This window comes from Roseobacter cerasinus, from assembly GCF_009811755.1.
GTDB classification, from domain to species: domain Bacteria; phylum Pseudomonadota; class Alphaproteobacteria; order Rhodobacterales; family Rhodobacteraceae; genus Roseobacter; species Roseobacter cerasinus.
Genome location: NZ_BLIV01000005.1, coordinates 375006 through 397674, shown reverse-complemented (window position 1 = coordinate 397674; position 22669 = coordinate 375006). Strand labels below are relative to the sequence as shown.

Genomic DNA, 22669 nt, shown 5'->3' with positions numbered 1-22669 from the left:
ATCAGCCTAGGACGTTAGATGGAATTCACGGCTGCCCATTGGGGCGCATATACACTGGATGGCGCGGGCGGCATCAAGCCGCTGGCAGACGATCCCGCGCCGTCCCGCATTGGTCGTGGATGGGTTACAGCAGCCCAGGACAACAGCAGCCGTATTCTAACGCCCGTTGCGCGGCAAGGATGGCTGGAGGGTGATGCAGGCGCCAATAGGTGTAGTGATCGTTTTGTTGAACTGAGCTGGGATGAAGCCGCAGCGTTAGTCGCGCAAGAGGTCAGCCGCGTGCGCGAAACCTATGGCAACAAAGCGATATTCGGCGGTTCCTATGGGTGGGCGAGCGCCGGGCGGTTTCATCACGCGCAAAGCCATCTGCGGCGGTTTCTGAATATGGCAGGCGGATATGTCGGCTCGCGCGAGACCTACTCGCATGCGGCAGGCGAAGTGTTGTTCCCGCATATCCTGGGCCTCAGCAACCGCGCGTTTCAGGATGAGATGACCAGCCTCACCCTGCTGGCAGAGCAATGTGATTGCCTGCTGGCATTCGGCGGCATTTCCGGCAGGACTGCGCAGATATCATCCGCAGGAGTGACACATCACGATACAGGGAAGGTGTTGGCCCGCCTGCTGGAACGTGGCGCACAGATTGTGAACGTCTCGCCACGTGGTACGGATCTGCCCGAGGGTGACTGGGTTTCAATTCGGCCCGGCACGGATACAGCTTTAATGCTGGCCTTATCATTCGAAATCGTTTCTGCAGGTGCGGCGGATGAGAGCTTTTTGAAGGCCTGCACCAGCGGATGGCCAAAATGGCGGGCCTATCTTGTCGGCGATGAAGATGGTGTTGCGAAATCAGCGGACTGGGCGGCTGAGATATGTGACATACCTGCGCCTCGGATCCGGGAGATCGCGCAGGCGCTGGTTCAACGCCGTAGCATGATCGCGGTTAACTGGGGCATGCAGCGCGCCGATCATGGCGAGCAGGTGATTTGGGCCGCTCTGGGACTTGCCTGCATTCTGGGGCAGATTGGGCAAGCGGGAACCGGATTTGCATTTGGATATGGCTCCACCACACATGTAGGACGCGGGGCACGGCTGATTAACTGGCCCTCGATGCCTCAAGGCAAGAACCCTGTGTCTGAGTTCATTCCGGTTGCACGCATTGCGGATATGTTGCTCAACCCCGGCGGAACATTCGAATACGATTGCCAAACCCGCACCTATCCGGACATCCGCCTTGTTTACTGGTGCGGCGGCAATCCGTTTCACCACCATCAAGATCTCAATCGCCTCGAAGAGGCGTGGCGTCGCCCCGAAACCATCATCGTTCACGATCACAGTTGGACGGCCACGGCACGTCGCGCAGATATCGTCCTTCCTGCGACAACACCGCTGGAGCGGTCGGATGTCATGATGAACCGGCGGGACCCGTCATTGTTCTATATGTCGCCGCTTTTTGATCCGATGGGGCAGTCGCGAAACGACTATGATATCTTCCGCGCTATTGCGCGAGCCCTTGGAGTTGAAGAGGCTTTTACCGAAGGCCGGGACAGCGAAGACTGGATGCGCACGCTCTGGTCCGAAGCAGAAAAAGTTGCCCATGTCGCGGGTTTTGACTTGCCGGACTATGATGCATTCCGTGCGGCTGGGCGGTTCGATATTCCCGACCCGCGGGAAGACCGGATCGCGCTTGAGGCCTTTGTGCGAGATCCTGCGGGAAACCCGCTGGACACCGAAACGGGTAAGATCATACTGCACAATGACAGATTTGCGTCTTTGGGCATCGACGGCTGCCCGGCGCATCCCACTTGGCTGCCGCCCGCGGAGTCCTTGCTGGCCGCTGACCGCGATGCGCTACACCTGATTTCCGGTCAACCTGATACACGCCTGCACAGTCAGAATGATCGCGGCAGCGAGGCTTTGGGAGACAAGATCAAGGGCCGTGAGCCTGCCTATCTGCACCCGGATACGGCAGCGGATCGCGGGTTAGAGGAAGGGGATGTTGTCCGCCTCTACAACAGTCGGGGCGCATGCCTCGCCGGGCTTCGGCTGGATCCACTCCTTCGCCGCGACTGTATATCGCTTGCGACGGGTGCCTGGTTTGATCCGCAAGACATCGCCGGAGAGCGGATTGAGGTTCACGGCAACCCAAACGTGCTGACGCTGGACAAAGGCTGCTCTGACCTCAGCCAGGGCAACATCGCACATACCGCCCTGGTTCTTCTAGAAAAGTGGATTGGTCCATTGCCTGTGCTGAGCATAGACCGGCCACCACAAATCGGAGGCCGAGGCGAGATGGAGAAAAAGGCATGAGCAAACTCTGGCTAGGCCTCGATGTCGGCACAACCTCGATCAAGGCGGCGGCCTATACGCCCAAAGGCGGACAGGTCGCGATTGCGGATGCCGCCAGCAATGTGACGCAGCGCGCAGATGGCGGCAGCGAGCAGGACATGGAGGAAATCGCAGAGACGGTGCGCAACGTGCTGCGTGAGGCTACAAAGCAATGTGCGGGCCATGAGATTGCCGCGCTGGGCGTGGCAGCACAGGGTGACGGCATTTGGTGTGTCGCCGAAGATGGCAGCCCGGCGGGCCCGGCAATGCTTTGGAACGATACACGCACCGCCTCGGATCTGGCGTCGTTGGATGAGACAGCGCTCACAACGATTGACCGTGGATGCCACACGGCCTTGTGGTCTGGCACATCAGGTATGCTTTGGCGTTGGATTCGTGCCAACCGTCCGGACATGGCTGCGCGGACGGCCCATGCAGTGACCTGTGCCGACTGGATTGCCTATCAATTGACCGGGCATATGGCGACGGATTTTTCCGATGCGTCCATCCCGTTTCTTGACTTCGCGACGCAAACCTATTCCGAAGCTCAGCTTGCTGCTCTCGAATGCTCCGACCTCGCTTCTAAGCTGCAGGTCCCACGTAGGGCCGATACAGGTCTGGGGTCGATCACGGCCAAGGCCGGTGCGGATACAGGGCTCCCCGTGGGGATCCCGGTCTCGGTAGGCACCCTTGATCTGGGGGCCATGATCGTGGGGATGGGCATGGATACCCCGGGACAGACCATGATGATCCTGGGCACGACGGCGGTGGTGAATATCCTGACGGATCAGGTCACACCCCGGGACACGCCGCTGGCTGCAAGCGTTTTGCACCCGACTTCTGATGCGGTTATCCGCGTACTGGCCCCAACAACGGGGGCGGCTGCGTTTGACTGGTTTGCCGGGCTACATCCGCAAAGTCTGGGCGGTGCCACGGCCGGTGAAGTCGCAGATCGGCTGAACCTGCTGGTTGAGAAAGTGCCGCCCGGTGCAAACGGCGTAACCTTCTTGCCATACCTCAACGGAGAGCGCGCGCCCTTTGTGGCCCCTGACATCCGGGGCGCATTCCATGGCCTTTCAGCCACCACCACGACCGGCGACATGGGCCGCGCCGTCATGGAGGGCGCGGTCCTCAGCCTGCGACACTGCTTTATGGCCGAGGGGGGGCTGCCGCGCGCGCCCGTGCAACTCACGGGCGGAGGCGCGAAAAACCCGGTGTGGTGCCAGATTATCGCTGACGTGATGGGGCAGCCTGTTCTGGTGAGTGCGGCGGCTGATCACGGGCTTTGGGGGGCCGCAGCACTTGGCGCTGCCGCGGCAGGACTGGGCGATGCGGTCAAACTGGCAGCGGCGCGCGCAGACGTCTTTGACACCTACACCCCACAAAACCACGCAGCGTATGAACGTGTATTCGAACGCTACACGACTATTTCTCAACACCAACAGGCATTGCAGGTGGCATTGTCCGCCCTGCCTAAGGACCCTTCATGACCAATATGATGCAAGCGGCGGTACAATACGCCATCGATGATATCCGGCTCGAACAAGTCCCTGTGCCCGAGATTGGGCCGGGCGAATTGCTGTTGAAAACCCGGGCCTGCGGCCTGTGCGGCGGCGAGACCATGGCGTGGTACAAGACCGACCCCAAAGTTTTGGGGCATGAACCGTCAGGTGAAGTGGTCGAGGTCGGCGCGGGCGTCACGGATTACAAGATTGGCGACCGTGTCTTTGTGAACCACCATGTGGGCCGCATGAACAGCCACCTGTCGCGGAGAGGCCATTTCACGCGCGACCCTTTCTACAAGACCATGCGTCTCGACCCCGGCGGCGTCTGCGAATACTTCCGGGTGACGGCCCAGCATCTGGCGATGGACACCCACAAACTTCCTGAAAGCATCTCTGACGAAGAGGCTGTGACGATTGAGCCGTGGTCCTGTGTTCTTTCCGGCCTCAAGGTTTGCAACATCCAACCGGGTGACACAGTAGCCGTGGTCGGGGCCGGTTTCATGGGGCAAGGCTTTGTTCATCTCGCACCGCTTTTCGGGGCGGGCAAGGTTGTGGCGCTCGACTTTTCGGATTGGCGGCTGGAAAAGGCGCGCCAGTTTGGAGCCACCCACACGATCAACCCCAAGGCGCAAGACCCAGTTGAGGCGATGCGGGCGCTGAACAACGGGCGTCTGGCCGACACGGTGATTGTCATTGCGCCATTCCCGTCGGCTTGGGAGCAGGCCATGGCCCTTGTCGAAGTCGGCGGCTGCCTGCATCTCGGCGCGCCTTTGCCCCCCGAGACCGATTGGGTACAAAGCGGCCATAAGGCCTATTTTGATCAGATCACCGTTACGTCACGCTACTCCTCTGATCATACGGATACATATAGCTACATCCGGCTGCTTGAAGCAGGCCGGATCAAGGCGCGGGACGCGATCTCACACCGGTTCGATATTGCAGAGAGCGCGGAGGCGTTCCGAATGCTGGTCGAAGCCGAGAAATCCCTGAAGATTGTTGTCTACCCTCACGGAGTGCCACATGCTTGATGCGCTGAAAGAGGAGGTTTGCGGCCAGAACCATGAACTTCCTGCAAATGGTCTGGTCGTTGGATCGGGGGGCAATGTCTCGGGCAGGGACCCGGAGACGGGGTTGATCGTGATCAAACCTTCGGGCGTAAAATTCACCAAACTGACCCCTGAGACGATGGTTGTGGTGGACATTGATGGCACCGTGATTGACGGCAAGATGAAGCCTTCGGTCGATACAGGCATCCATCTGTATATCTACCGCCACCGCCCCGATGTCTTTGGGATCACACATACCCATTCCCCCTATGCTTCAAGTTTTGCAGCGCGCGGCGAGCGCATTCCGGCAGTGCTGACGCCCATTACCCACATGCTTGGGCGCGACGTGCCATGTTCGCGTTATGCGACACCGGGAGAGGTCGATACCGGGCAGGCGATTATTGATGCAGCTGACGGCGGCTGGGCGGTTTTGGTGAAGGCGCATGGCGTGTTTACCATGGGCAAGTCGGCGACCGAGGCCACGAACTTTGCGATGTATCTTGAGGAGGCGGCCATGACGACACATCTCGCCATGTGTCGCGGCCCTGTCGAAGAGCTGCCGCAGGAAGAGATCGACCGGTGCTACAACTGGTTTCGCAAAAACTATGGACAGAGCGGCGAAAAACCCGTCAACAGTTAGCAATGAACAAAACAAGTGGCACATTGGCGAAGGATCAGGACCGTGCCGCACGGCTCGCACATGTCGCGCTGCTCTATTATGGTGAGGGCCTGACCCAGAGCGAGATTGCCAAACGTCTTCAGGTCTCGCGCGTAACAGTCGTGAACCTCTTGCGCGAGGCCCGTGACCAGGGCGTCGTCGAAATCAGGGTGGGCGGGCAGCAGCTCAAGGAAAACACGTTGGCGCGCCGGTTGCGCGAGGCCTACGGCCTGCAAGATGTCTATATTTCTGACACTTTTTCAGACCAGCCAAAGGATCGTGCAGCCAGCCTGCGCCAATTGGGCCGTGTGGCTGCGACGGCGTTTCTTGACAGCATTTCTCCCGGTGACCGGGTGGGCATTGCGTGGGGGGAAACCATTCTCGCGGTTGCTGATGCTATGCCTGCAACGCCGATTGCAGATGTGGAGATCTGTCAGCTCATCGGCTCGATGATTTCTGAACGCGTGCCCGCGTCCGAGAATTGCGCAATCCGCATCGCCAGTCAGCTTGGCGCGCAGTGTTACACGCTTCATGCGCCCGCCCTTGCTTCGACAGAGGAATTGGCCCGCCTGTTCCGATCAGAGCCCGCCATCTCTGCGCAGCTTGATCGTCTGCAACGCCTCGACATGGTGGCCTACTCTATCGGCAATGTGTCGAATGATACGCATTTGGTTGCGGCAGGCATGGCACAGACGGCAGAGCTTCGGGCCGCAAGAGATGCGGGTGCAGTCGGGATCGTTTGTTGCCGATACATTGATGCAGAGGGTCAGGACATCGATCTGGCCCCCTCAGATCGGGTCATTGCCGCAAGCACAGATGATCTGCGCGCGGCGAAACGAGGTCTGCTCATCGTCTGCGGCGCTGACCGCAGTGACGCGACACGTGCCGCCATTAAGGGCGGCATGGCGACCCATCTCTGTGTCGATACCGCCCTGGCCCATGCGCTTCTCGATGCAAGCTAAGCCGTGCTGCGTGCCGGTTGCAGGGCGCAAACCGAAGCCGCAATTTCCTGTCATTATTGAACCTTCCCGGTCAGCTCAGGATTTCCCAGTCGTGGAAATCCCAGGTGGCTCGACATTGGTTGGAACAGCAAACCCGCTCATTCAAGAGGACGCAGAAGGCCCGCTACAGCGCAAGCGTTTGCGGCCCTATCTGATTGGACAGACTTCTGTGACCAACGCCCAATTCGCAACGTTTGTAGAAGAAACCGGTTTTGTCACAGAGGCCGAAACCTTTGGTTGGTCTTTTGTTTTCTGGGCGCAGGTTTCCGGAGAGGCTGGGCTGACACAAGGCGCGCGCGACGTCGAATGGTGGCGACGTGTCGACGGCGCGACATGGCGCGAGGTCAATGGCCCCGGAACTTTCGAGACGGCGTGGCACCCCGAGCACCCGGTTATTCACGTGTCCTGGAATGACGCGCAGGCCTACGCCAAATGGGCAGGTGGACGATTGCCCACAGAGGCGGAGTGGGAACATGCAGCACGCGGTGGGCTGCAAGATGCACGATACCCGTGGGGCGACCGCGATCCAGATGATCAGAGTTTTTTCCCCTGTAACATCTGGCAAGGTCGCTTTCCGCAGATCAATTCGGGAGGCGACGGATATCTGACCACCGCGCCCGCGAAATCCTATGAGCCTAACGGCTACGGGCTTTACAACATGGTCGGCAATGTCTGGGAATGGACAGCGGAACCCTTCCGTATCCGTTCACAGAGAAAAGCCGCCAGGGCCCGGCAGGCACAGATGAGGGGATTCAGGCTTGCAAAGGGGGGGTCTTTTCTTTGTCACGCCAGCTATTGCTGGCGCTATCGCATCGCGGCGCGGACTGGCAATTCGCCTGACAGTACGACAACCCACACCGGGTTTCGGGTGGTTTGGGATGTTGAAGCCAGAATGAAGCATTGAGCGCGCGGTATGGGCGTCAAAGTGAAGCAATCAGCTGGCATGCGGCGCCAAATACTGATCACTGGAGCACAAAATATCTCATTCAGCCTTTGCCGAAGCAAAGATGCCTGCGCAAAAAACCTCGGTTAGTGGGGCCTCCAAGTCGAAACAACCGAAGTTGGCGCTGAGACGTCTTATCAGGCAGGCGCTGGCATAGCCGCGTCCTCAAGACCCAGCCGCGCGAGTTGCTCGGGCGGGTAGCCTTCTTCATCCATCAGTTGCCGCACCAGACGCAGCATCCGCGCGCGCTGCTCAGTGTCACCATCCCAAAGGTTGTTGTTCTGTTCAGGGTCGGTGACGCGGTTGAAGAGAAAATTCTCACCTGTGCGCGGATCGACTTTGATCGGTATCTTCCACATCGGAAGGTCGACGCTTGGGTCGAAATAGCCGGTATCAACGGGTTTATTGGGGGGGGTCGCAAGCCGACCATCCACCGGATTGTCGACGATCAGGGGGCGAAATATCGAAGTTGAGTATAGGTAAAGCGGCTTGTCTGGTTCGGGCGATTTCAAAATGGTCCATTCCCCATCGGTCGCACAGATGCCCTGTCCGAAGGTCCCATAAAGCAAAGCATCGCGCGGCGACGGCGCGTCCTCCGTCACCATCTTCAGAATCGAACGGCTGTGGCGGCATGACGGCGTCACATCGACCCCAGCAGCCTCGATGATGGTGGCAAATAGATCCACGGTCTGGGTCAGCCCGCTGACGCGCCTGCCGTTTCCAGGATTGGCCGGGTGCCACATCATCAGCGGAATATTGGCATGGCTGTCAAAATGCGGATGCTGTTTGCCGAAGGCGCGACGTTCGCCCATGTCATGCCCGTGATCCGTGGTCAGGATCACCATCGTATCCTCCCACAAGCCCATCGCTTCGAGCTTGTCAAAGAGAGTACCCAGCCACTTATCCATCATGGTGACCTTCCCCATGAATTGGGATTTCAGAAAGGCAAGCTCCGCGGGGGTTGTCTGATCCATGAAGGCGTTGAGGTCATCATAGACCTGATAGGGGGGCCAGATGTTGAACTCGTTCTTGGTGGCGCCTTCGGCATACATGCTTTCATAAGGCTCCGGGATCTCGAAGGGCTCATGAACGTCGAAAGTTTCGACATGCAGGAAAAACCTGCCCTTCTGTGCATGTCGGTCCAGCCAGTCGCAGGCACCGCCAAATGTCTTGGCCGAGAAGTAGTCCTCCTCCCCCTGAAAGTCTTTCACATTGGCATAGTACTGTCCGATATGCTCAGGCGCGCGGAACTCTTCTACTTTCTTGACCCAGGCCGGCTTGTCCTCATTGGGATCCTGCGCCTGCCAGTGATCCACCTCATATCCTCGGATCATCTCGGTCGTGTCATAGCTTTGGATGTAGCCGTTCGCCTCTTCTTCCCAGTAGTGGTAGTGGTCCGTCACGATATGGGTGTGGTAGCCACCCTTCTTCACCTCGCTTGGCAAACGAGGGTCGAACACTTCGAGCGACCCCCAGGGCCGCCACATGAATTCCTTCCGTCCGGCTATAATTTCCCTGCGCGCAGGCATACAGGGCAGACTACCAACAAAGTGGTTGTCAAACACATGCGCGCGGGCGGCGAACTTGTCTATATTGGGAGTTTCACAGGGAGAAGCGGCGTTGTAGGCTTTCAGGCAGTCTCGGGTCAGGCTGTCCACCAGCACAAAAACGATGTTCATAATGCGCCTCACGCGCCTCCAGACCTGCCTGTGGCAAAGTCTAAGGGAGTTCAGTTTTATTGACAAGTGTCAAATCATATGACAAATGATTAAAAAGATATAGGGTTGCGGCGGGCCATTGTCGACAACTCAGGCTGAAGAACTGGGAGGATCATTCAATGCCGAATTCCAAAACAAGTTACACGAGGCGCCGCGCGATATTTCAAGGTGGCGTTGCAGCAGCCACGGCCCTGACGGCCCCTACTTTTTTTGTCGGCAAGGCACATGCGGCGAATGAAAAGCTCAAAGTCGGGATTATCCCCGCATATTCCTTTGGCCTTTACTGGTTGATCCAGGATCAGGGCTTTGCGCCCGGCGTTGAGATGGAGTTCAGCGTTTTCCCATCCGGTCCACCTGCGATTGAAGCGATGGTCGGTGGGTCCGTTGACACGATTACCGTTGGCTCTGTGCCGCCCTTGGCTGCGATGTTCCGGAAAGTGGCTGATTTCCGCGAAATCTCGATTTGCGGTGACGCTTCGGGCCTTTTCCAAATTGTAGGCAAACCGGGGATGAACTCGCTCGCGGATCTCGAAGGTAAGAAGATCGCGGTGACCTCAGGCTCCAACTTTGATTTCTTCCTGGGCGTCGCACTTGCCAATGAAGGTCTCAGCGACATGCCACTGACACGGGTAAATATGGAACCCATCGACGGCCAGTCCGCTTTCATCGCAGGGGCCGTGGACGCAACTGTACCGCTCGCGACATCACGCAAACTGATCTACGATGCGCTGCCTGATGCCTCTCTTCTGACGGAAGGGTCCCAAATTCCAATCGACAAGCGCCCATCGATCATGGACGTCTTCATGACCACACAGCAAAGCCTTGATGCAAAAGAAGCGGCATATGTCGAAGTGGTACGTGCCTTCCACGATCAAGCCGTAAAGATGCTGCGCGAAGACAATGCCGCGACAATTGAACGGATGATCGAGTGGCAAACAGGCATGGGCCGCGCGGGTGTCACAGCCGCAGATGTCGAGCCGCTCCTCAACGGCTATTTCTATTTTGACAAAGCCGAGATCAAAGAGGTCTATGAAAAGGGCATCCTGACCAACGCGCTTCGCGTGCAGTCCGAATTCCTTGTTGCCAATGAGCGGATCGGCGGCATGCCAGACCTCGATGCCCTTGTGTCGGATCAGGTCGTCAAGCAAATCTAAGACATGAATGCTTTGCCAAAATTCCTGACAGGGCGCCTATTTTTAGGTGCTCTGTCCATTGGTGCGGTCTTGCTGGCCTATACTGCGGTGACCAGCCAACCTGACAACAACCCCGCGTTGTTGCCTCCTATACCCCACATCATTGGGTCTTTCTTTACCAATCTCTCCGCCGGTACCTTGCTGGATGCGCTATGGGCCAGTCTGTACCGGATTCTGTTGGGCTTCTTTATCGGCACGAGCCTGGCGGTGGTCGTTGGATGCCTGGTCGGCTGGTACAAAACAGTCGAGTTTCTGGTCGATCCGCTCATCGAAGCGATCCGCCCCATTCCACCGCTCGCCTATATTCCAATCATTATCATCTGGTTCGGGATCGAAGAATTCAGCCGCGTCCTGCTTATTTCCATCGCCTGCTTTATGGTCTGCGTTGTGAATGTAATTGCCGGTATGAAAAATGTACCGCAGGTCTATGTAGACGCAGCCTCGACAATGGGCGCATCGCGGTTCCAGGTTTTCCGCACGGTCGCTATTCCAGCGGCAACCCCGTTTATCATCACCGGCTATCGTATTGCGCTCGCCGCAGCATGGACAACACTTGTGGCTGCCGAACTTATCGCTGCGCCCAGCGGACTCGGCTTTATGCTACAGGAGGGACGCAGATACTTCCTTACCGATCAGGTCATGATGATCATCGTCATAATCGGGGCATGCGCCTTCATTATGGACCGGACGTTCCGCGCCATCCAAAAACGCCTTATGATCTGGTCGGAGACCCGCGAATAATGCCCGAGATCGTTGTCGATAACCTGACCCATACCTTTGGCAAGGGCGGAGCAGAAGCGCTGACCGTGCTGGAAGGGATCAATCTGACCTTCGAAAACGGCAGCTTTACATCGATCGTCGGCACGTCTGGCTGCGGTAAATCCACGCTTCTGAAAATGATGGCAGGGCTGTTTGACCCATCCGATGGCGAAATGCGTCTGGACGGAGAGGTCATCAGTGGAACAGACCGTCGCCGCGGCATGGTGTTTCAGCAAGACGCTGTATTTCCGTGGATGACAGTGGCCAAGAACATTTCTTATGGCCCACGCCTGCGCGGCGCGTCCAATTCCGAGCAACGTGAAATCGAAGCCAAATGGACCGAGATGGTCGGCCTCAAAGGTTTTGAAGATCGGTGGCCGCGCGAGTTGTCAGGAGGCATGCGCAAACGCGTCGATATCGGCCGTGTCTACGCGAATGACCCGGACGTCCTTCTGATGGACGAACCTTTTGGCGCGCTCGATGCACAGACCAAAGAACGTATGCAAACAGATTTGCTCGAAGCCTGGCAGCAATCGCGAAAGACGGTCATCTTTGTAACCCATGATCTGGAAGAGGCGATCTTTCTGTCAGATAGGGTTGTCGTCATGTCTGCCCGCCCCGGGCGCATTCAACATATCGAGAATGTCGATCTGCCACGTCCCCGCAAAGACGAAATGCGCCTGACAGATGAGTTCATCCAGATCAAGCGTCGTCTTTGGGGGATGCTGGATCACTAGAGCGTCTGACGAAATACCTGAAATATCGCATATCACGTAACGCGTTGAAATCTATGATTTCAGGCAGCGTTATGTGAGTCTGGTTTTTCGCATGACGCTTTAAAGAACACATATGCTCGTCATCAGAGATTCTGGGCCAGTTGTCGGCCTGAGCTAGGCTCAGGCCACATAGCCAGTGAATGAGGCGTGCTGCGAGGGCTATGGCTGAAGCAGGCATCGCTGCTGAAATCAATCAGTCCTGAGCCCAAAAACTGCCAGCGAAAAAATCACAGCGTCGCACCCATTTTGTAGCGCGCACGATGTTTCACAGCGCGGGTCCGCATCTGGTGTGAGGATCGATGCGCCAGATCTTGCGGTCTGAGCGCAGCGCTTTACCGCCACTCATCCCCAACTGTAGTTGAAGCTCACAGAGATACGTTCTTCCTCGGCCATATTCAGCGGAACCTCGTGGCGCAGCCAGCTTTCCCAGAGGAGGATGTCTCCCGGCTCGGGCGTCACATAGGCAAAGCTGTGCAACGCGCGAGCAGCGTCCCTGTGGCGCGGCGGCGCGGCCATCATCATCGGCAGGCGCGGGTCTTCCAGCTTGAGGGCGCTGGCGCCCGGTGGGACCGCCACATACGTGGTGCCGCTGATCACGGAATGCGGGTGGATGTGGCTGGTGTGGATGCCGCCGGGGGGCAGGATGTTGATCCAGATATCCTCCAGTGTGAGAGGTTTGTCCCCAAGATCGAAGGCCAAATCCTCCGCGAAGGCCGTCACATGTTTGTCCAGGCACTTCACCAGATCCTTGAAAATCGGGAAACGGTACGGCAGGTCCGTCAAAGAGGCGTAGCTGGTGTAGCCGGGATAGCCGTGTTCGTCACACCAGGTCTGGCCCGCCTCGTCATCCTCGGCGATAGACCAGCAGGATGCTTCAAGCTCAGTGGCGTCAATGGCGGGCTTCTTCTCTGAGAGATGCGCGCGGTAAAGGCGGGTCACGAAGAGTGTTTCGATGCTGCTCATGACCGTCTCATATCGCAGTGCTCTGGAAGAGGCGAGGGTATGAGGGTCGAAGAAATCCCCAGGTTATGCTGCTGAGAACCATTCCCGGAGTTGGCCCCGTGACCGCGTCAGCAATCGTCGCGACCGCTGGCAACGGGCATCAATTCCAAAATGGACGAGAGTTTGCCGCATGGCTAGGGCTGACCCCGATCAACCGATCAAGCGGCGGCAAAGAACGTCTCGGGCGCATATCCAAAATGGGAGATCGATACCTCAGGCGTCTGCTTGTCACCGGCATGACCGCCCGATTGAACCAAATGAAGGTCAATCCCGACCGTGTTGATCCTTGGGCAATGGCATTACGTGAACGCAAGCCTCCACGCGTTGCGACCGTTGCAATGGCCAACAAGACTGCACGCGTCGTCTGGGCGGTGTTGACGCGCAACGAAAGGTATCGGCCTTAAACAGTATAAACGCCAACAAAGGAACATCAGAGACGCAAGACCATTGAGATGATGGAGCAATGTCAGCCCGCCCACCAAGACACCCCGTCGAATGTCAAGGACACTTTCTTGTCCGCGAAGCGGTTTGGGACTTGGTCAGCGGAAACCATCAGGGCCAGCAGCCGTGTGCGCTGCGCAAACAGGCCGGACACACGACTGCATCTGACAAACGCTCATATCAGCTCAAAAAATGTCTTGCCATGCAGGAGCCATCCACACAGGACGTTCGCTGCACGAGCAAACTCGATGCTGTTTAAATCAACGATGGCGGGGTAGAAGCCAATGCACCTCTGGCGGTCCGACTGGATCGCCAGAGGTCGATAAGATCAGTCACATACCCACTTCATGGTGTGGAAGTTGAACTCGAAGCTCTGCATAGGTACCCAGGTGAAACCTTGCAGGCAGTTATGAAACGCCTGTTGGCTTCGTTGAGTGAGGAGGAACACGCCAACCTGCTCTTCAACCAGTTTGCGCTGCAAATCCTGATAGATCGTGTTTTGGGCATCGACATCAGGCGTCGCCCGCGCCTCATCGATCATCGCGTCGATCTCATCGCTCAAAACCCACTCCATGGATGCCCAGGTTCCTGCCGCGCGGCTGTGGTACTGCGGAAAGAAATACGTGTCTGGTGATGGATAGGTCGCACCATAGAAAACCTGATTGATCGCAGGTGTGGCCTCTACATCGGCAGCAAGCTCGGTCATGCGGTTCCACGGTTCTGGTTTGAGGATCGTATTGAAGCCTATCGTGTCGAGGATCGACTTCATCAGCAGTCCGATCTCCTCTTCGAAGGCCAGACCGGCAACATACATGATTTCGATATCAATGGGACCCTGCCCCGCATATTTGGAAGCCTCCACAAACTCCTTCGCTTTTTCCAAGTCGAAAACCGGAAGCTCCAGATCCTCCGGAAAGGCATCGGCAAACACGGGTGGCATCGGCCCGGCAAGTGGCTCGCCTGGCAAGATCACGTCACGGATGGTTTCATAATCCGTGGCGTAAGCGATGGCCTTGCGGATATTCACGTCATCTGTCGGCGGGCGCTGATTATTGAGCTTGAAGTAGAAATTGGTCGCCGTCGGATATTCGATAATCCGGTAGTCTTCCAATGCGCCGATGCTGTCATAGGTCTCCTGCGCCTGGCCATCACCCGACATCGACAGCGTGCCCGAGGCGGCAAGCGCCTTCACCGTAGCCTCTTCATTTGTGATGATAAACCGCACCTCATCGATGCCCTCGTCATCCCAACCAAGGTGATAGCCGTCATAGGCTTTCATCACCATGCTTGCACCCCGTTCCCAGGTGTCCAGCATATAGGCGCCTGCCCCGACTGAGTTGTTGGCAATGTAGTCCTGAGCCCATTCATCGTCGCCACCGTTCTCGGTCGCCAGATCAGAGTTGACCACGAAGAGGATAGGCGTCGTAGTCAAAAACGGCGCATAGGTCTTTTCGAGAACGAATTGGACCTTACTTGGATCAATCTCGGTCACGGAGCCTTCACTCAGCACGCCTTCAAACAGGTAGGCGGGCCCCTCATTGATGGCCAAGAGCCTATTCACAGACCAGACGACGTCTTTGGCCTCGACAGGTGAGCCATCCTGGAAAGTCACACCCTCCTTAAGCGTGAAGGTCCAGGTCAGACCGTCTCCCGAGGTTTCCCAGCTTTCCGCGATCAGTGGCTGAATGGCGCCGTCCCCGTCAAGCGTGGTCAGTGCCTCGTACATGTTCACGCCCGCCATGTATTCGGTGTAGTCGTTGATCTTTGCGGGATCGATCGTTCCGAAGATCTGAGTAGCGTTTACTGTTATGACATTGTCAGCAAGTGCCGTTCCCGCGCTGAGCGCCATGGCCGAGGTCAGGGTGGCCCCCAGCAGTGTTCCTTTGAGCATCTTCATCGTCTTACCTCCTTGTTGTCAGGACCTTTGGTTCAATATTTCAATGGGTTGGTAGCGGGCGTCGTAGCCAAAGTAGCTTGGCCCCACCAACGACAGCCCAGAATCGGATCGCCATTTCGGATCGCATGGCAGTCCAAATACAATGACGCTAAAGCCATAACTCATCTGCTCGGTGGTGATCGGCTCCCCCGTTTCGAGGTCGAGCAGGCAGATAAGATCGGGGGTCATCGCGCGGTATTGGTTCTCTCCTTCGACAGCGAGGAGAAACTCGTTTTGGAACCTCAGTATCAAAGTGCGGCCGTGAAACCTGTCCAGCCCTTCGATACGGGCCTGGCCGCGGGCAAAGCCGCCCTCGGTACGCCGCTCGACATCTGTCACCCGGCCCTCAAACAGACGCATGCCGTTCAACTCGTTCGACAGTCGGTCTGCGGGATGACGGTTTGCCTCCTGTTCCGCGCGCACAATCCGTCCGATATTCGTGATCAGGGACAAACTGCCGCGCAGGATCGCCTCCTTCGCTTGTGCCCCGGTCATCGGGAAAAGCGCAATGAGTGCGGCGCCGCCCATTTCAACCGTCACGACCCGCGCGAATTTCTCGGTCGACAGGTTGTCGACTGCGTTCAGGACGAGCGTGTTGCCCTTTTCGTCCGCCATCGCCATCGGACAGGCCTGAATACCGAACATCGTCATCGAGACCATCTGCAACTCGGGAAAGGCGCGCCCCATGCCATCGCCGTCGACAAGCGGCAGCCTCGCTGTGGCTGCGACCGCAATTGGAATGGTGGAATTCAGACCGCCTGCCTCAATGCAGAAGATCGCGTCGGCTTTCTGCCCAAGCACTGCCTCCAGGGACCGCAAGGCCGAGATTGCTTCGTCGCCCTGTGGCAGCTTTTCCAGCATGACAGTCGGCGCGCCCATCATTGCAACGGGAATAAGCAAAGCATCGTCATCAAGCGCCGCAACATCCACGACCTCAACCGGGCCATGCCGGTCTATGGCTTGCTGTGCCATCAGGCGTCCGATGTATGGATCACCGCCGCCACCAGTGCCAAGGAAGGCACCACCAAGCGCGATGTCAGCCATGTCGGCATGGGTGATCCCGGTGATCTGCTGCATCAGCCCGTTTCCATTGGGCAAAAAGTGACGTCGTCGTAACCGAAGGCTTCGGGCCCCACGACACGCAGTGCCTCGGGCGACCGCATCAACTTGTGCGCCGGCAACCCGACGACAGCGATCCGCTGCCCGTAGCGTAGCATTTCAGTGGTGATGGGAAGGCCCGTGTCGCTGTCGAGGACGACTATCAAATCAGGTACACAGACTTCGACGACACCATTGCGCCGAAACACGAGGAATTCGTTTTGAAGATCGATGCGCCCCCTGTCGCCACGGTAGGCGCCAAAGCCCTCAAGCGTCAGATGTCCGACAGCAAACCCGCCCTTCAGATGCCTCTCCAGGTCGACGATCTTTGCTGTCATCAAGAGCTGGCCGTTCTCCTGATTGATCACGGTCTGCACCGGATCGGCATGCCGCGCGTGGGCGTCAAGAACAGCACGCCCCAGATTGCGCGCCTGTGTGATCGTGTTCGGAACAGCCGCGCGTTTGACGAAATCTCCGCGCATCGGTTGCGACGCCAGCCCTGCCGCTGCGCCCATTGCAACCACCACTGACCGCGCAATCCGTTCAAGCCAGACATCATCAGGTGTCTCACGGATGACGACAATAGAGCCCTTTTCGTCGGCCATGGCCGCCGGACACTCGCGATGACCATAGATCGACCAGGTACACATCTGCATTTCAGGAAAAGCACGGCCCATACCGTCACCATCCACGACCGGCAAACCGGCCTGTGCAGCCGTCAACATCGGCTCCATGGAATTGGCCCCGCCGATCTCGACCGAGATCAGCGCGTCCACCTTGACGTCAAGTTCCTGCTCGAGCGCGCGAAGCGCGCGCAAGCACTCTTCACCTTCCTCGATTTTCTCTACACCGACAACCGGCGCTCCGATCCCGCCAAGCGATACGACAACCGCGTCGTCCGCCAGTTCGTCAAGCGGGATGACCGGAATGCAGTTTCCTTTTTTCAACTCCTCCCGACAGCGCAGTTTGCCAATATAGGGGTTCCCACCGCCGCCAGTGCCCAGGATCGCAGCCCCAATCTCGATCGCATCCAAATCCGCGTCCGTGACTTCTCGCAACACATCAGTCATGCATATCACCCACGACCTTGAGGCGGATGCGTGTCGCATTGCCGGGCAAATAGGCGAGCGGCACATCCTCCTGATCCAAAAGTTCGATGCTCTCGGGCCGCGCCCCCGCTGTGATCGCCTTCTTGGTCGCCTCTTTTCTGGCATCCGCCAGAGCTTCTTCACGCGTGATTTTCTCCAGCGAAAAGATGCGGTCGACCTCGCCTGAGATTTGGCCAATGGCCGCGCCCACGGCGTTTGCGACGGAGAAATGATCCGGTCGGATCACAGAAAGCTCGCCGACTTTCTTCGGCACAAGGATCGATCCACCGCCAACCGCAAGAACGGGAATGGGCTCTGATGAAACACGCATCCGTTCGACCGCGTTCGTCAGCATCTCGTCTATCCGAGACTTGCTCGCCGCCATTGTGGAGGGCGGCAGATCGTCGAGCGCAGACCTATCGCCGAAGTCAGCAAGCCCAAGCCCAACGGCCACGTCAGAGGCGGTCAACGTGTCGCCACCAAAAACCTTTGCCTCTTCAGTCAGCTTGTAGCCGACAGATTGCGGGCCAACTTTCAGGTTGTCGCCATCGCCGATGATGATCGAGCCGCCGCCCAAGCCGATCGCAAATACGTCGGGCATACGGAAATTGGTGCGCACCCCACCGACATCGACCGTCGTGCTGGCGGGCCTTGGAAAGCCTTTGACCAGTGCACCGACATCCGTCGTCGTTCCCCCGACATCTACCACAATCGCATCGGTCTTGCCGGAGAGAAACGCCGCGCCGCGCATGGAGTTTGTCGGGCCAGATGCAAATGTCAGCACCGGGTAGGACTGCACGAATTCCCGGCTCATCAGCGTGCCGTCGTTTTGAGTTATGTAATACGGACAGGTCAACCCGACTTTGGCGAGCGCTGCACCAAAGGCTGCGACCGTGCGTTCCGACAACGCCCGAAGCGAAGCATTCATGATGGCCGCATTCTCGCGTTCAAGAATACCGAGCCTTCCAATCTCACTGGACAGAGTAAAGTCAACGTCGGGCAATCGCTCCGAAAGGCGCAACATCGCGCGTCGTTCCATCTCATCGCTAACCGGAGAGAAGACCGACGTGATCGCCACGGTTTTCAAGCCAGCCACACCAATTTCGGCGGCAATGCCGTCCAACTCATCCACATCCAGCGACGAAATCTCGCGCCCGTCGAACTCGTTTCCGCCTTTGGCCATCCAGAATTGTCCACCGACCGCCTCCCGAATATCCTCTGGCCAGTCGACCATTGGCGGCAGGCATTGTGCGGCAGGAAGGCAGAGCCGCACAGCTCCGGTTTGCATCAGATAGCGCCGTTCAACGACTGCATTCGTGAAATGTGTGGTGCCGATCATGACCGCAGAAATCTGTTCTTTGTCTTTATCCGCTTCGGCGATTGCCCGCGTCACTGCGTCGACGACGCCACCCATGACATCCTCTGTCGTGGGTGACTTGACACCCGACAAAACCACATCTCCCTGCATCACTACGGCATCCGTATTCGTTCCGCCGACATCCACGCCAATTCTAAGCATTCTGTTATCCTTCCAGAGCAGTGTTGGTGGCCAGCACCTCTGCCCGTTCTTCTTTGCTGACTTTGGGTTTTTGCGCGTCTTCCTCGTCCGATATCACCGGGATCGCCGAGAGGAGCGCGCGCGTATATGCATGCTGCGGTTCATCGAATATTTGTGTGACGGGACCCGCCTCTACGACCTCGCCGCGCAGCATAACCGCCACCCGGTTGCAAAAGTTTCGCATCAGACTGAGGTCGTGACTTATGAAGATGTAAGTCAGGTCAAATTCGCGCCGCAGCCGGTGAAGGAGATCCACAACTGTGGCCTGAACCAATACATCGAGCGCCGAAGTCGGCTCATCCAGAACCAGAATTCTCGGATTGACCGACAAGGCCCGAGCGATTGCCACCCGTTGCTTCTGCCCACCGGACAATTCGTGCGGATACATGCTGGCATAGCTTTTGGGCAGTTCCACGAGGTCAAGAAGTCCAGAAACGCGGCCCGGTATCGTGTGCTTGTCCTCGCCGGTGAACGTCAGCGGAACTGCGAGTTGATCGCCAACAGCGCGGCGTGGATTCAGGGATGACCCGGGGTTTTGGTAAACAATCTGGATCATCTTTCGAAAATCACGCGTGCCCGCAAAGGTCGCCACGTCGCGCCCTTCCAACATGATCTGGCCGCGCGTGGGTTGCATCAGCCCAAGTATGAGTTTGGCAAGCGTCGTCTTCCCCGATCCGCTTTCACCCGCAACGCCGAAAATGTCCCCCTGATCAACGGTGAGCGCAACGTTACTTACGGCACGAAAACGACCAGTAGTCCTGTTCAGAAGCCCGCTCCGCGTTTCGAAATCCTTCGTCACACCCTTTATCTCGACAACAGGTTTCGTGCTGTCGTGAGTAACTGTCCGAACTTTCTCGCCATAGAGAGGTGGCACGGCATCCATGAGCTTGCGCGTGTAGGGATGCTGTGGCGCATCGAAGATCGCATCGCGCGAACCCTCTTCGACGATGCGACCACGCTCCATTACATAGACGCGGTCGGCCATCTTTCGGACAACACCCAAGTTGTGCGTGATCAGCAGAAGCGACAGCCCCTCCTCAGCGACAAGCGTGTTCAGAAGCGCAAGAATGTCGTCTTGTGTTGTAACATCGAGCGCTGTTCCCGGCTCATCCGCGATCAGCAGGCGCGGCTTGTTCAAGAGCGCCATCGCGATCAGCACGCGCTGACGCATTCCCCCCGATAGCATGATCGGATAGCTGTCCAGCACCCGCTTGCCTTCCTCAAGCCGGACCTTTCGCAGTGTCTCTATCAAATGGAGCTGCCGCTCCGCCTTCGATCGGCTTTGTCCGAGGCGAATGTCAGAATATCGAACGACATCGTCCATTTGACGTCCGATCGTCAGCACCGGATTGAACGACAGCATCGGATCCTGAAGAACGATTGAAATCCCCGTCCCTTTCAATCGGTTTCGCGCTTGCGGATTCAGGTCCAACAACGACTGGCCATCGTATTGAATGCTGCCCTGTTCGATCCGACCTGGCGGCATGGGCAGCGTTCCGATGATTGTGCGCATGGTGACGGTCTTGCCAGAGCCAGACTGCCCGATTAGCGAAACACGCTCACCTTGATCGACATACATGCTGACATTGTGAAGAACGCGACGGTGCTGCCCATAGGCGCTGAAGCCAATGCAGAGATCGTTTATGTCAAGAAGTGTCGTCATAGCTCGACATCCAGCATGTCACGCAAACCATCACCCAAGAGGTTAAACCCGAGGATCGCATAGAGGATCGCAAGGCCAGGCATGACAGCCTGCCACCACATCTCAGGCATGTACTCCGAACCGGTGGCCACCATGGTGCCGAGGTCAGGTGTCGGCGGCTGCACACCAAGACCCAAGAAGGACAGCGCTGCCCCGAACAGGATGACAAATCCCGCATCCAGCGAGATTTTGACGGCAACTGCCGAGAAGCAATTCGGCAACAACTCTTTGAACAGAATATGGCTGTGCGATGCACCTGCGACGCGGGCAGCCTCCACGTAGTCCTCGTTCATCTGCCCTTTGACGATCCGGTAGATCAGCCGCGTGTGCCAAGTCCACCACAGGAGTGTGATTGCGATCATTGCATTGATCAGATTCGGCGACAGAACTGCGGTGATCGCTAGCGCCATAGCCAAGGGTGGCAGGGCCAGCATGATATCTGTGAACCGCATGATCAGCGTTTCCGTCCAGCCACCAAAATACCCCGCCAGCAGACCAAGCAGGACGCCAAAGGGAACGGCAACACCCAGAACACCAACGACAAGCCCTAGCGACACGCGGTAACCGAACAACACACGGCTGAGAATGTCGCGCCCGACATTGTCGGTGCCCATCGGATTGTCCCAACTGGGTGGCGCATGCCGATTGCGGAAATCAACAAAGGACCCGGCGCTTTCAGGTGACGGCGCGAGATAGGGCGCAAACATCGCCGCAAGAAAGACGGTCGCAACAATGAACGCGCCAATGACCGCAAGCGGGTTGCGCCTGAACCGATAGGCCGCCATTTGCCGGGCCGTGAGCCCGCGATTTGGCGCGTCTGGATCTTCGAGGGCGCTCATGATGATCTCCGCGTGCGCAAGCGGTGGCGCGGGTCGAGAATGCCCAGCAAGAGGTCGATCATCAGGTTTGCAACGACAAAGAACACGCCGGAAACAAGGACGACGCCGATCACCGCGTTTAGATCCTTTTGCAGGATCGTGCGCACGCCATAGCTTGCTATCCCAGGCCAGGAAAAGACGAACTCGACGATGAAGGCATTGCCGATCAGAGATGCAAACTCGAGTCCAAGAATGGTCAATGGGGCGACGGCGGCGACGCGAAGCATGTAGCGGAAGGTCACCACCCGCTCAGGAATGCCGTAAGCACGCGAAGCCTCAACGAAATCGCGCGATGCGACTTCGATCATTGCTGTGCGCGTGATCCGCATGACCTGACCAATTCCGGCGGCAGCCAGCGCAATCGACGGCAAAAACAGATGGCGGACCGCATCACCGACAACATCAAACCGCCCGGCAAGCAAACCGTCCACGATCAGAAGTCCTGTCACATCTGCAGAAAAGCCGACCCCCGGATCAATCCGACCCGTCACCGGGAAAAAGCCAAGGTAATGCGCCGCCACAAGCTGCAGAATAATCGCCAACACGAAACCGGGTGTCACGACACCGATCAGCGAAATGACCCTTGTGAGATTGTCGACCCAGGTATTGCGATAGACGGCGGCAAGCACGCCCAGCGGGATCGACAACGACACCTGAAGCACAATCGTAAAAAGGACCAGTTCGAAAGTGGCCGGGAGTGCCGCGACAATGTCGTCCATCACCGGGCGCGAGGTCAGCAGCGACTTCCCAAGATCACCCTGCGCGAGGCCGGACAGATACGTCCAAAGCTGGACATGGAATGGCTCATCCAGCCCCATTTCGGCACGAAGCTCTGTCACCTGCTCGGATGTTGCAAGCGGCCCAAGCGCAATCCTTGCCGGATCGCCGGGCACAATGCGAGCGATGATGAAGATCAGGATAGCCAGCCCAAGAAGGACCAGGAACAAAGTTGCGGCGCGTCGGCAGAGATAAACAATCATCAGAGGTACCCCAGGATCAGGGTGACTCACCGTCGCCGAGTTTATCGCATGCGTTTTGGTCG

18 protein-coding genes and 1 pseudogene are annotated in these 22669 nt (G+C 57.7%); 10 read left to right on the top strand and 9 right to left on the bottom strand.

All coding sequences use genetic code 11. From position 1 onward, the window contains the following. Nucleotides 1–18 precede the first annotated feature (18 nt). The 6 genes from So717_RS14975 to So717_RS14950 are packed head-to-tail and all read left to right on the top strand — an operon-like array spanning nt 19 to nt 7439. Entirely contained in the window at nt 19–2307 is a 2289-nt protein-coding gene (locus So717_RS14975; RefSeq protein WP_159978684.1) for a molybdopterin-dependent oxidoreductase, read from the top strand. Beyond that, the gene (locus So717_RS14970; RefSeq protein WP_159978682.1) at nt 2304–3815 is read left to right on the top strand and encodes an FGGY-family carbohydrate kinase; all 1512 of its coding nucleotides are present in this window, start codon (nt 2304–2306) and stop codon (nt 3813–3815) included. The genes So717_RS14975 and So717_RS14970 overlap by 4 nt, the downstream gene beginning before the upstream one ends. Beyond that, nucleotides 3812–4858 (top strand): zinc-binding dehydrogenase, encoded by a 1047-nt coding sequence (locus tag So717_RS14965; RefSeq protein WP_159978680.1) that lies wholly within the window; start codon nt 3812–3814, stop codon nt 4856–4858. The genes So717_RS14970 and So717_RS14965 overlap by 4 nt, the downstream gene beginning before the upstream one ends. Next, a complete protein-coding gene (locus So717_RS14960) occupies nt 4851–5516 on the top strand; it encodes a class II aldolase/adducin family protein (RefSeq protein ID WP_159978678.1) in 666 nt (221 codons plus the stop codon). Before So717_RS14965 ends, So717_RS14960 begins: the two co-directional genes overlap by 8 nt. Before the next feature lie 2 nt (nt 5517–5518). Beyond that, nucleotides 5519–6496 (top strand): sugar-binding transcriptional regulator, encoded by a 978-nt coding sequence (locus So717_RS14955; protein ID WP_159978676.1) that lies wholly within the window; start codon nt 5519–5521, stop codon nt 6494–6496. Continuing rightward, nucleotides 6474–7439, top strand: coding sequence for a formylglycine-generating enzyme family protein (locus tag So717_RS14950; protein WP_238840965.1), 966 nt, complete (start codon nt 6474–6476; stop codon nt 7437–7439). The genes So717_RS14955 and So717_RS14950 overlap by 23 nt, the downstream gene beginning before the upstream one ends. Nucleotides 7440–7615: 176 nt before the next feature. On the opposite strand, the gene So717_RS14945 is transcribed toward So717_RS14950, so the two are convergent. Continuing rightward, nucleotides 7616–9157 carry a sulfatase gene (locus tag So717_RS14945; protein ID WP_159978674.1) on the bottom strand — a complete coding sequence of 514 codons (1542 nt, stop codon included), beginning with the start codon at nt 9155–9157 and terminating at the stop codon, nt 7616–7618. 158 nt (nt 9158–9315) lie between these two features. Between So717_RS14945 and So717_RS14940 the strand changes: the two genes are divergently transcribed. From So717_RS14940 to So717_RS14930, 3 genes are read left to right on the top strand one after another with little or no spacing between them, the layout of a single operon-like run. Further along, a complete protein-coding gene (locus tag So717_RS14940) occupies nt 9316–10350 on the top strand; it encodes an ABC transporter substrate-binding protein (protein ID WP_159978672.1) in 1035 nt (344 codons plus the stop codon). A 3-nt stretch (nt 10351–10353) separates the two neighbouring features. After that, nucleotides 10354–11130, top strand: coding sequence for an ABC transporter permease (locus So717_RS14935; protein WP_159978670.1), 777 nt, complete (start codon nt 10354–10356; stop codon nt 11128–11130). Continuing rightward, entirely contained in the window at nt 11130–11885 is a 756-nt protein-coding gene (locus So717_RS14930) for an ABC transporter ATP-binding protein (RefSeq protein ID WP_159978668.1), read from the top strand. The genes So717_RS14935 and So717_RS14930 overlap by 1 nt, the downstream gene beginning before the upstream one ends. Nucleotides 11886–12266: 381 nt before the next feature. On the opposite strand, the gene So717_RS14925 is transcribed toward So717_RS14930, so the two are convergent. Further along, nucleotides 12267–12887, bottom strand: coding sequence for a TIGR02466 family protein (locus tag So717_RS14925; protein WP_159978666.1), 621 nt, complete (start codon nt 12885–12887; stop codon nt 12267–12269). A 59-nt stretch (nt 12888–12946) separates the two neighbouring features. Here So717_RS14925 and So717_RS14920 point away from each other — a divergent pair. After that, nucleotides 12947–13330 (top strand): annotated as a pseudogene (locus So717_RS14920) (IS110 family RNA-guided transposase); the annotation flags it as partial. Nucleotides 13331–13695: 365 nt separating this feature from the next. On the opposite strand, the gene So717_RS14915 reads toward So717_RS14920, so the two are convergent. The 7 genes from So717_RS14915 to So717_RS14885 are packed head-to-tail and all read right to left on the bottom strand — an operon-like array spanning nt 13696 to nt 22607. After that, nucleotides 13696–15264, bottom strand: coding sequence for an ABC transporter substrate-binding protein (locus So717_RS14915; protein ID WP_159978664.1), 1569 nt, complete (start codon nt 15262–15264; stop codon nt 13696–13698). An 18-nt stretch (nt 15265–15282) separates the two neighbouring features. Then, on the bottom strand, nt 15283–16380 hold the full coding sequence (locus So717_RS14910; protein ID WP_159978662.1) for an S-methyl thiohydantoin desulfurase family protein: 1098 nt from the start codon (nt 16378–16380) through the stop codon (nt 15283–15285). Then, nucleotides 16380–17471 carry an S-methyl thiohydantoin desulfurase family protein gene (locus tag So717_RS14905; protein ID WP_159978660.1) on the bottom strand — a complete coding sequence of 364 codons (1092 nt, stop codon included), beginning with the start codon at nt 17469–17471 and terminating at the stop codon, nt 16380–16382. Before So717_RS14905 ends, So717_RS14910 begins: the two co-directional genes overlap by 1 nt. Then, a complete protein-coding gene (locus So717_RS14900) occupies nt 17464–19008 on the bottom strand; it encodes a hydantoinase/oxoprolinase N-terminal domain-containing protein (protein WP_159978658.1) in 1545 nt (514 codons plus the stop codon). The genes So717_RS14905 and So717_RS14900 overlap by 8 nt, the downstream gene beginning before the upstream one ends. Before the next feature lie 4 nt (nt 19009–19012). Beyond that, the gene (locus So717_RS14895; protein WP_159978656.1) at nt 19013–20710 is read right to left on the bottom strand and encodes a dipeptide ABC transporter ATP-binding protein; all 1698 of its coding nucleotides are present in this window, start codon (nt 20708–20710) and stop codon (nt 19013–19015) included. Further along, nucleotides 20707–21588, bottom strand: coding sequence for an ABC transporter permease (locus So717_RS14890; RefSeq protein WP_159978654.1), 882 nt, complete (start codon nt 21586–21588; stop codon nt 20707–20709). The genes So717_RS14895 and So717_RS14890 overlap by 4 nt, the downstream gene beginning before the upstream one ends. Further along, entirely contained in the window at nt 21585–22607 is a 1023-nt protein-coding gene (locus tag So717_RS14885) for an ABC transporter permease (protein ID WP_159978652.1), read from the bottom strand. The genes So717_RS14890 and So717_RS14885 overlap by 4 nt, the downstream gene beginning before the upstream one ends. Between the last annotated feature and the right edge of the window lie 62 nt (nt 22608–22669).

Coding starts and splice junctions, on each gene's coding strand:
- So717_RS14975 (WP_159978684.1), top strand. CDS start 19: ATGGAATTCACGGCTGCCCATTGGGGCGCATATACACTGGATGGCGCG.
- So717_RS14970 (WP_159978682.1), top strand. CDS start 2,304: ATGAGCAAACTCTGGCTAGGCCTCGATGTCGGCACAACCTCGATCAAG.
- So717_RS14965 (WP_159978680.1), top strand. CDS start 3,812: ATGACCAATATGATGCAAGCGGCGGTACAATACGCCATCGATGATATC.
- So717_RS14960 (WP_159978678.1), top strand. CDS start 4,851: ATGCTTGATGCGCTGAAAGAGGAGGTTTGCGGCCAGAACCATGAACTT.
- So717_RS14955 (WP_159978676.1), top strand. CDS start 5,519: ATGAACAAAACAAGTGGCACATTGGCGAAGGATCAGGACCGTGCCGCA.
- So717_RS14950 (WP_238840965.1), top strand. CDS start 6,474: ATGCGCTTCTCGATGCAAGCTAAGCCGTGCTGCGTGCCGGTTGCAGGG.
- So717_RS14945 (WP_159978674.1), bottom strand. CDS start 9,157: ATGAACATCGTTTTTGTGCTGGTGGACAGCCTGACCCGAGACTGCCTG.
- So717_RS14940 (WP_159978672.1), top strand. CDS start 9,316: ATGCCGAATTCCAAAACAAGTTACACGAGGCGCCGCGCGATATTTCAA.
- So717_RS14935 (WP_159978670.1), top strand. CDS start 10,354: ATGAATGCTTTGCCAAAATTCCTGACAGGGCGCCTATTTTTAGGTGCT.
- So717_RS14930 (WP_159978668.1), top strand. CDS start 11,130: ATGCCCGAGATCGTTGTCGATAACCTGACCCATACCTTTGGCAAGGGC.
- So717_RS14925 (WP_159978666.1), bottom strand. CDS start 12,887: ATGAGCAGCATCGAAACACTCTTCGTGACCCGCCTTTACCGCGCGCAT.
- So717_RS14915 (WP_159978664.1), bottom strand. CDS start 15,264: ATGAAGATGCTCAAAGGAACACTGCTGGGGGCCACCCTGACCTCGGCC.
- So717_RS14910 (WP_159978662.1), bottom strand. CDS start 16,380: ATGCAGCAGATCACCGGGATCACCCATGCCGACATGGCTGACATCGCG.
- So717_RS14905 (WP_159978660.1), bottom strand. CDS start 17,471: ATGACTGATGTGTTGCGAGAAGTCACGGACGCGGATTTGGATGCGATC.
- So717_RS14900 (WP_159978658.1), bottom strand. CDS start 19,008: ATGCTTAGAATTGGCGTGGATGTCGGCGGAACGAATACGGATGCCGTA.
- So717_RS14895 (WP_159978656.1), bottom strand. CDS start 20,710: ATGACGACACTTCTTGACATAAACGATCTCTGCATTGGCTTCAGCGCC.
- So717_RS14890 (WP_159978654.1), bottom strand. CDS start 21,588: ATGAGCGCCCTCGAAGATCCAGACGCGCCAAATCGCGGGCTCACGGCC.
- So717_RS14885 (WP_159978652.1), bottom strand. CDS start 22,607: ATGATTGTTTATCTCTGCCGACGCGCCGCAACTTTGTTCCTGGTCCTT.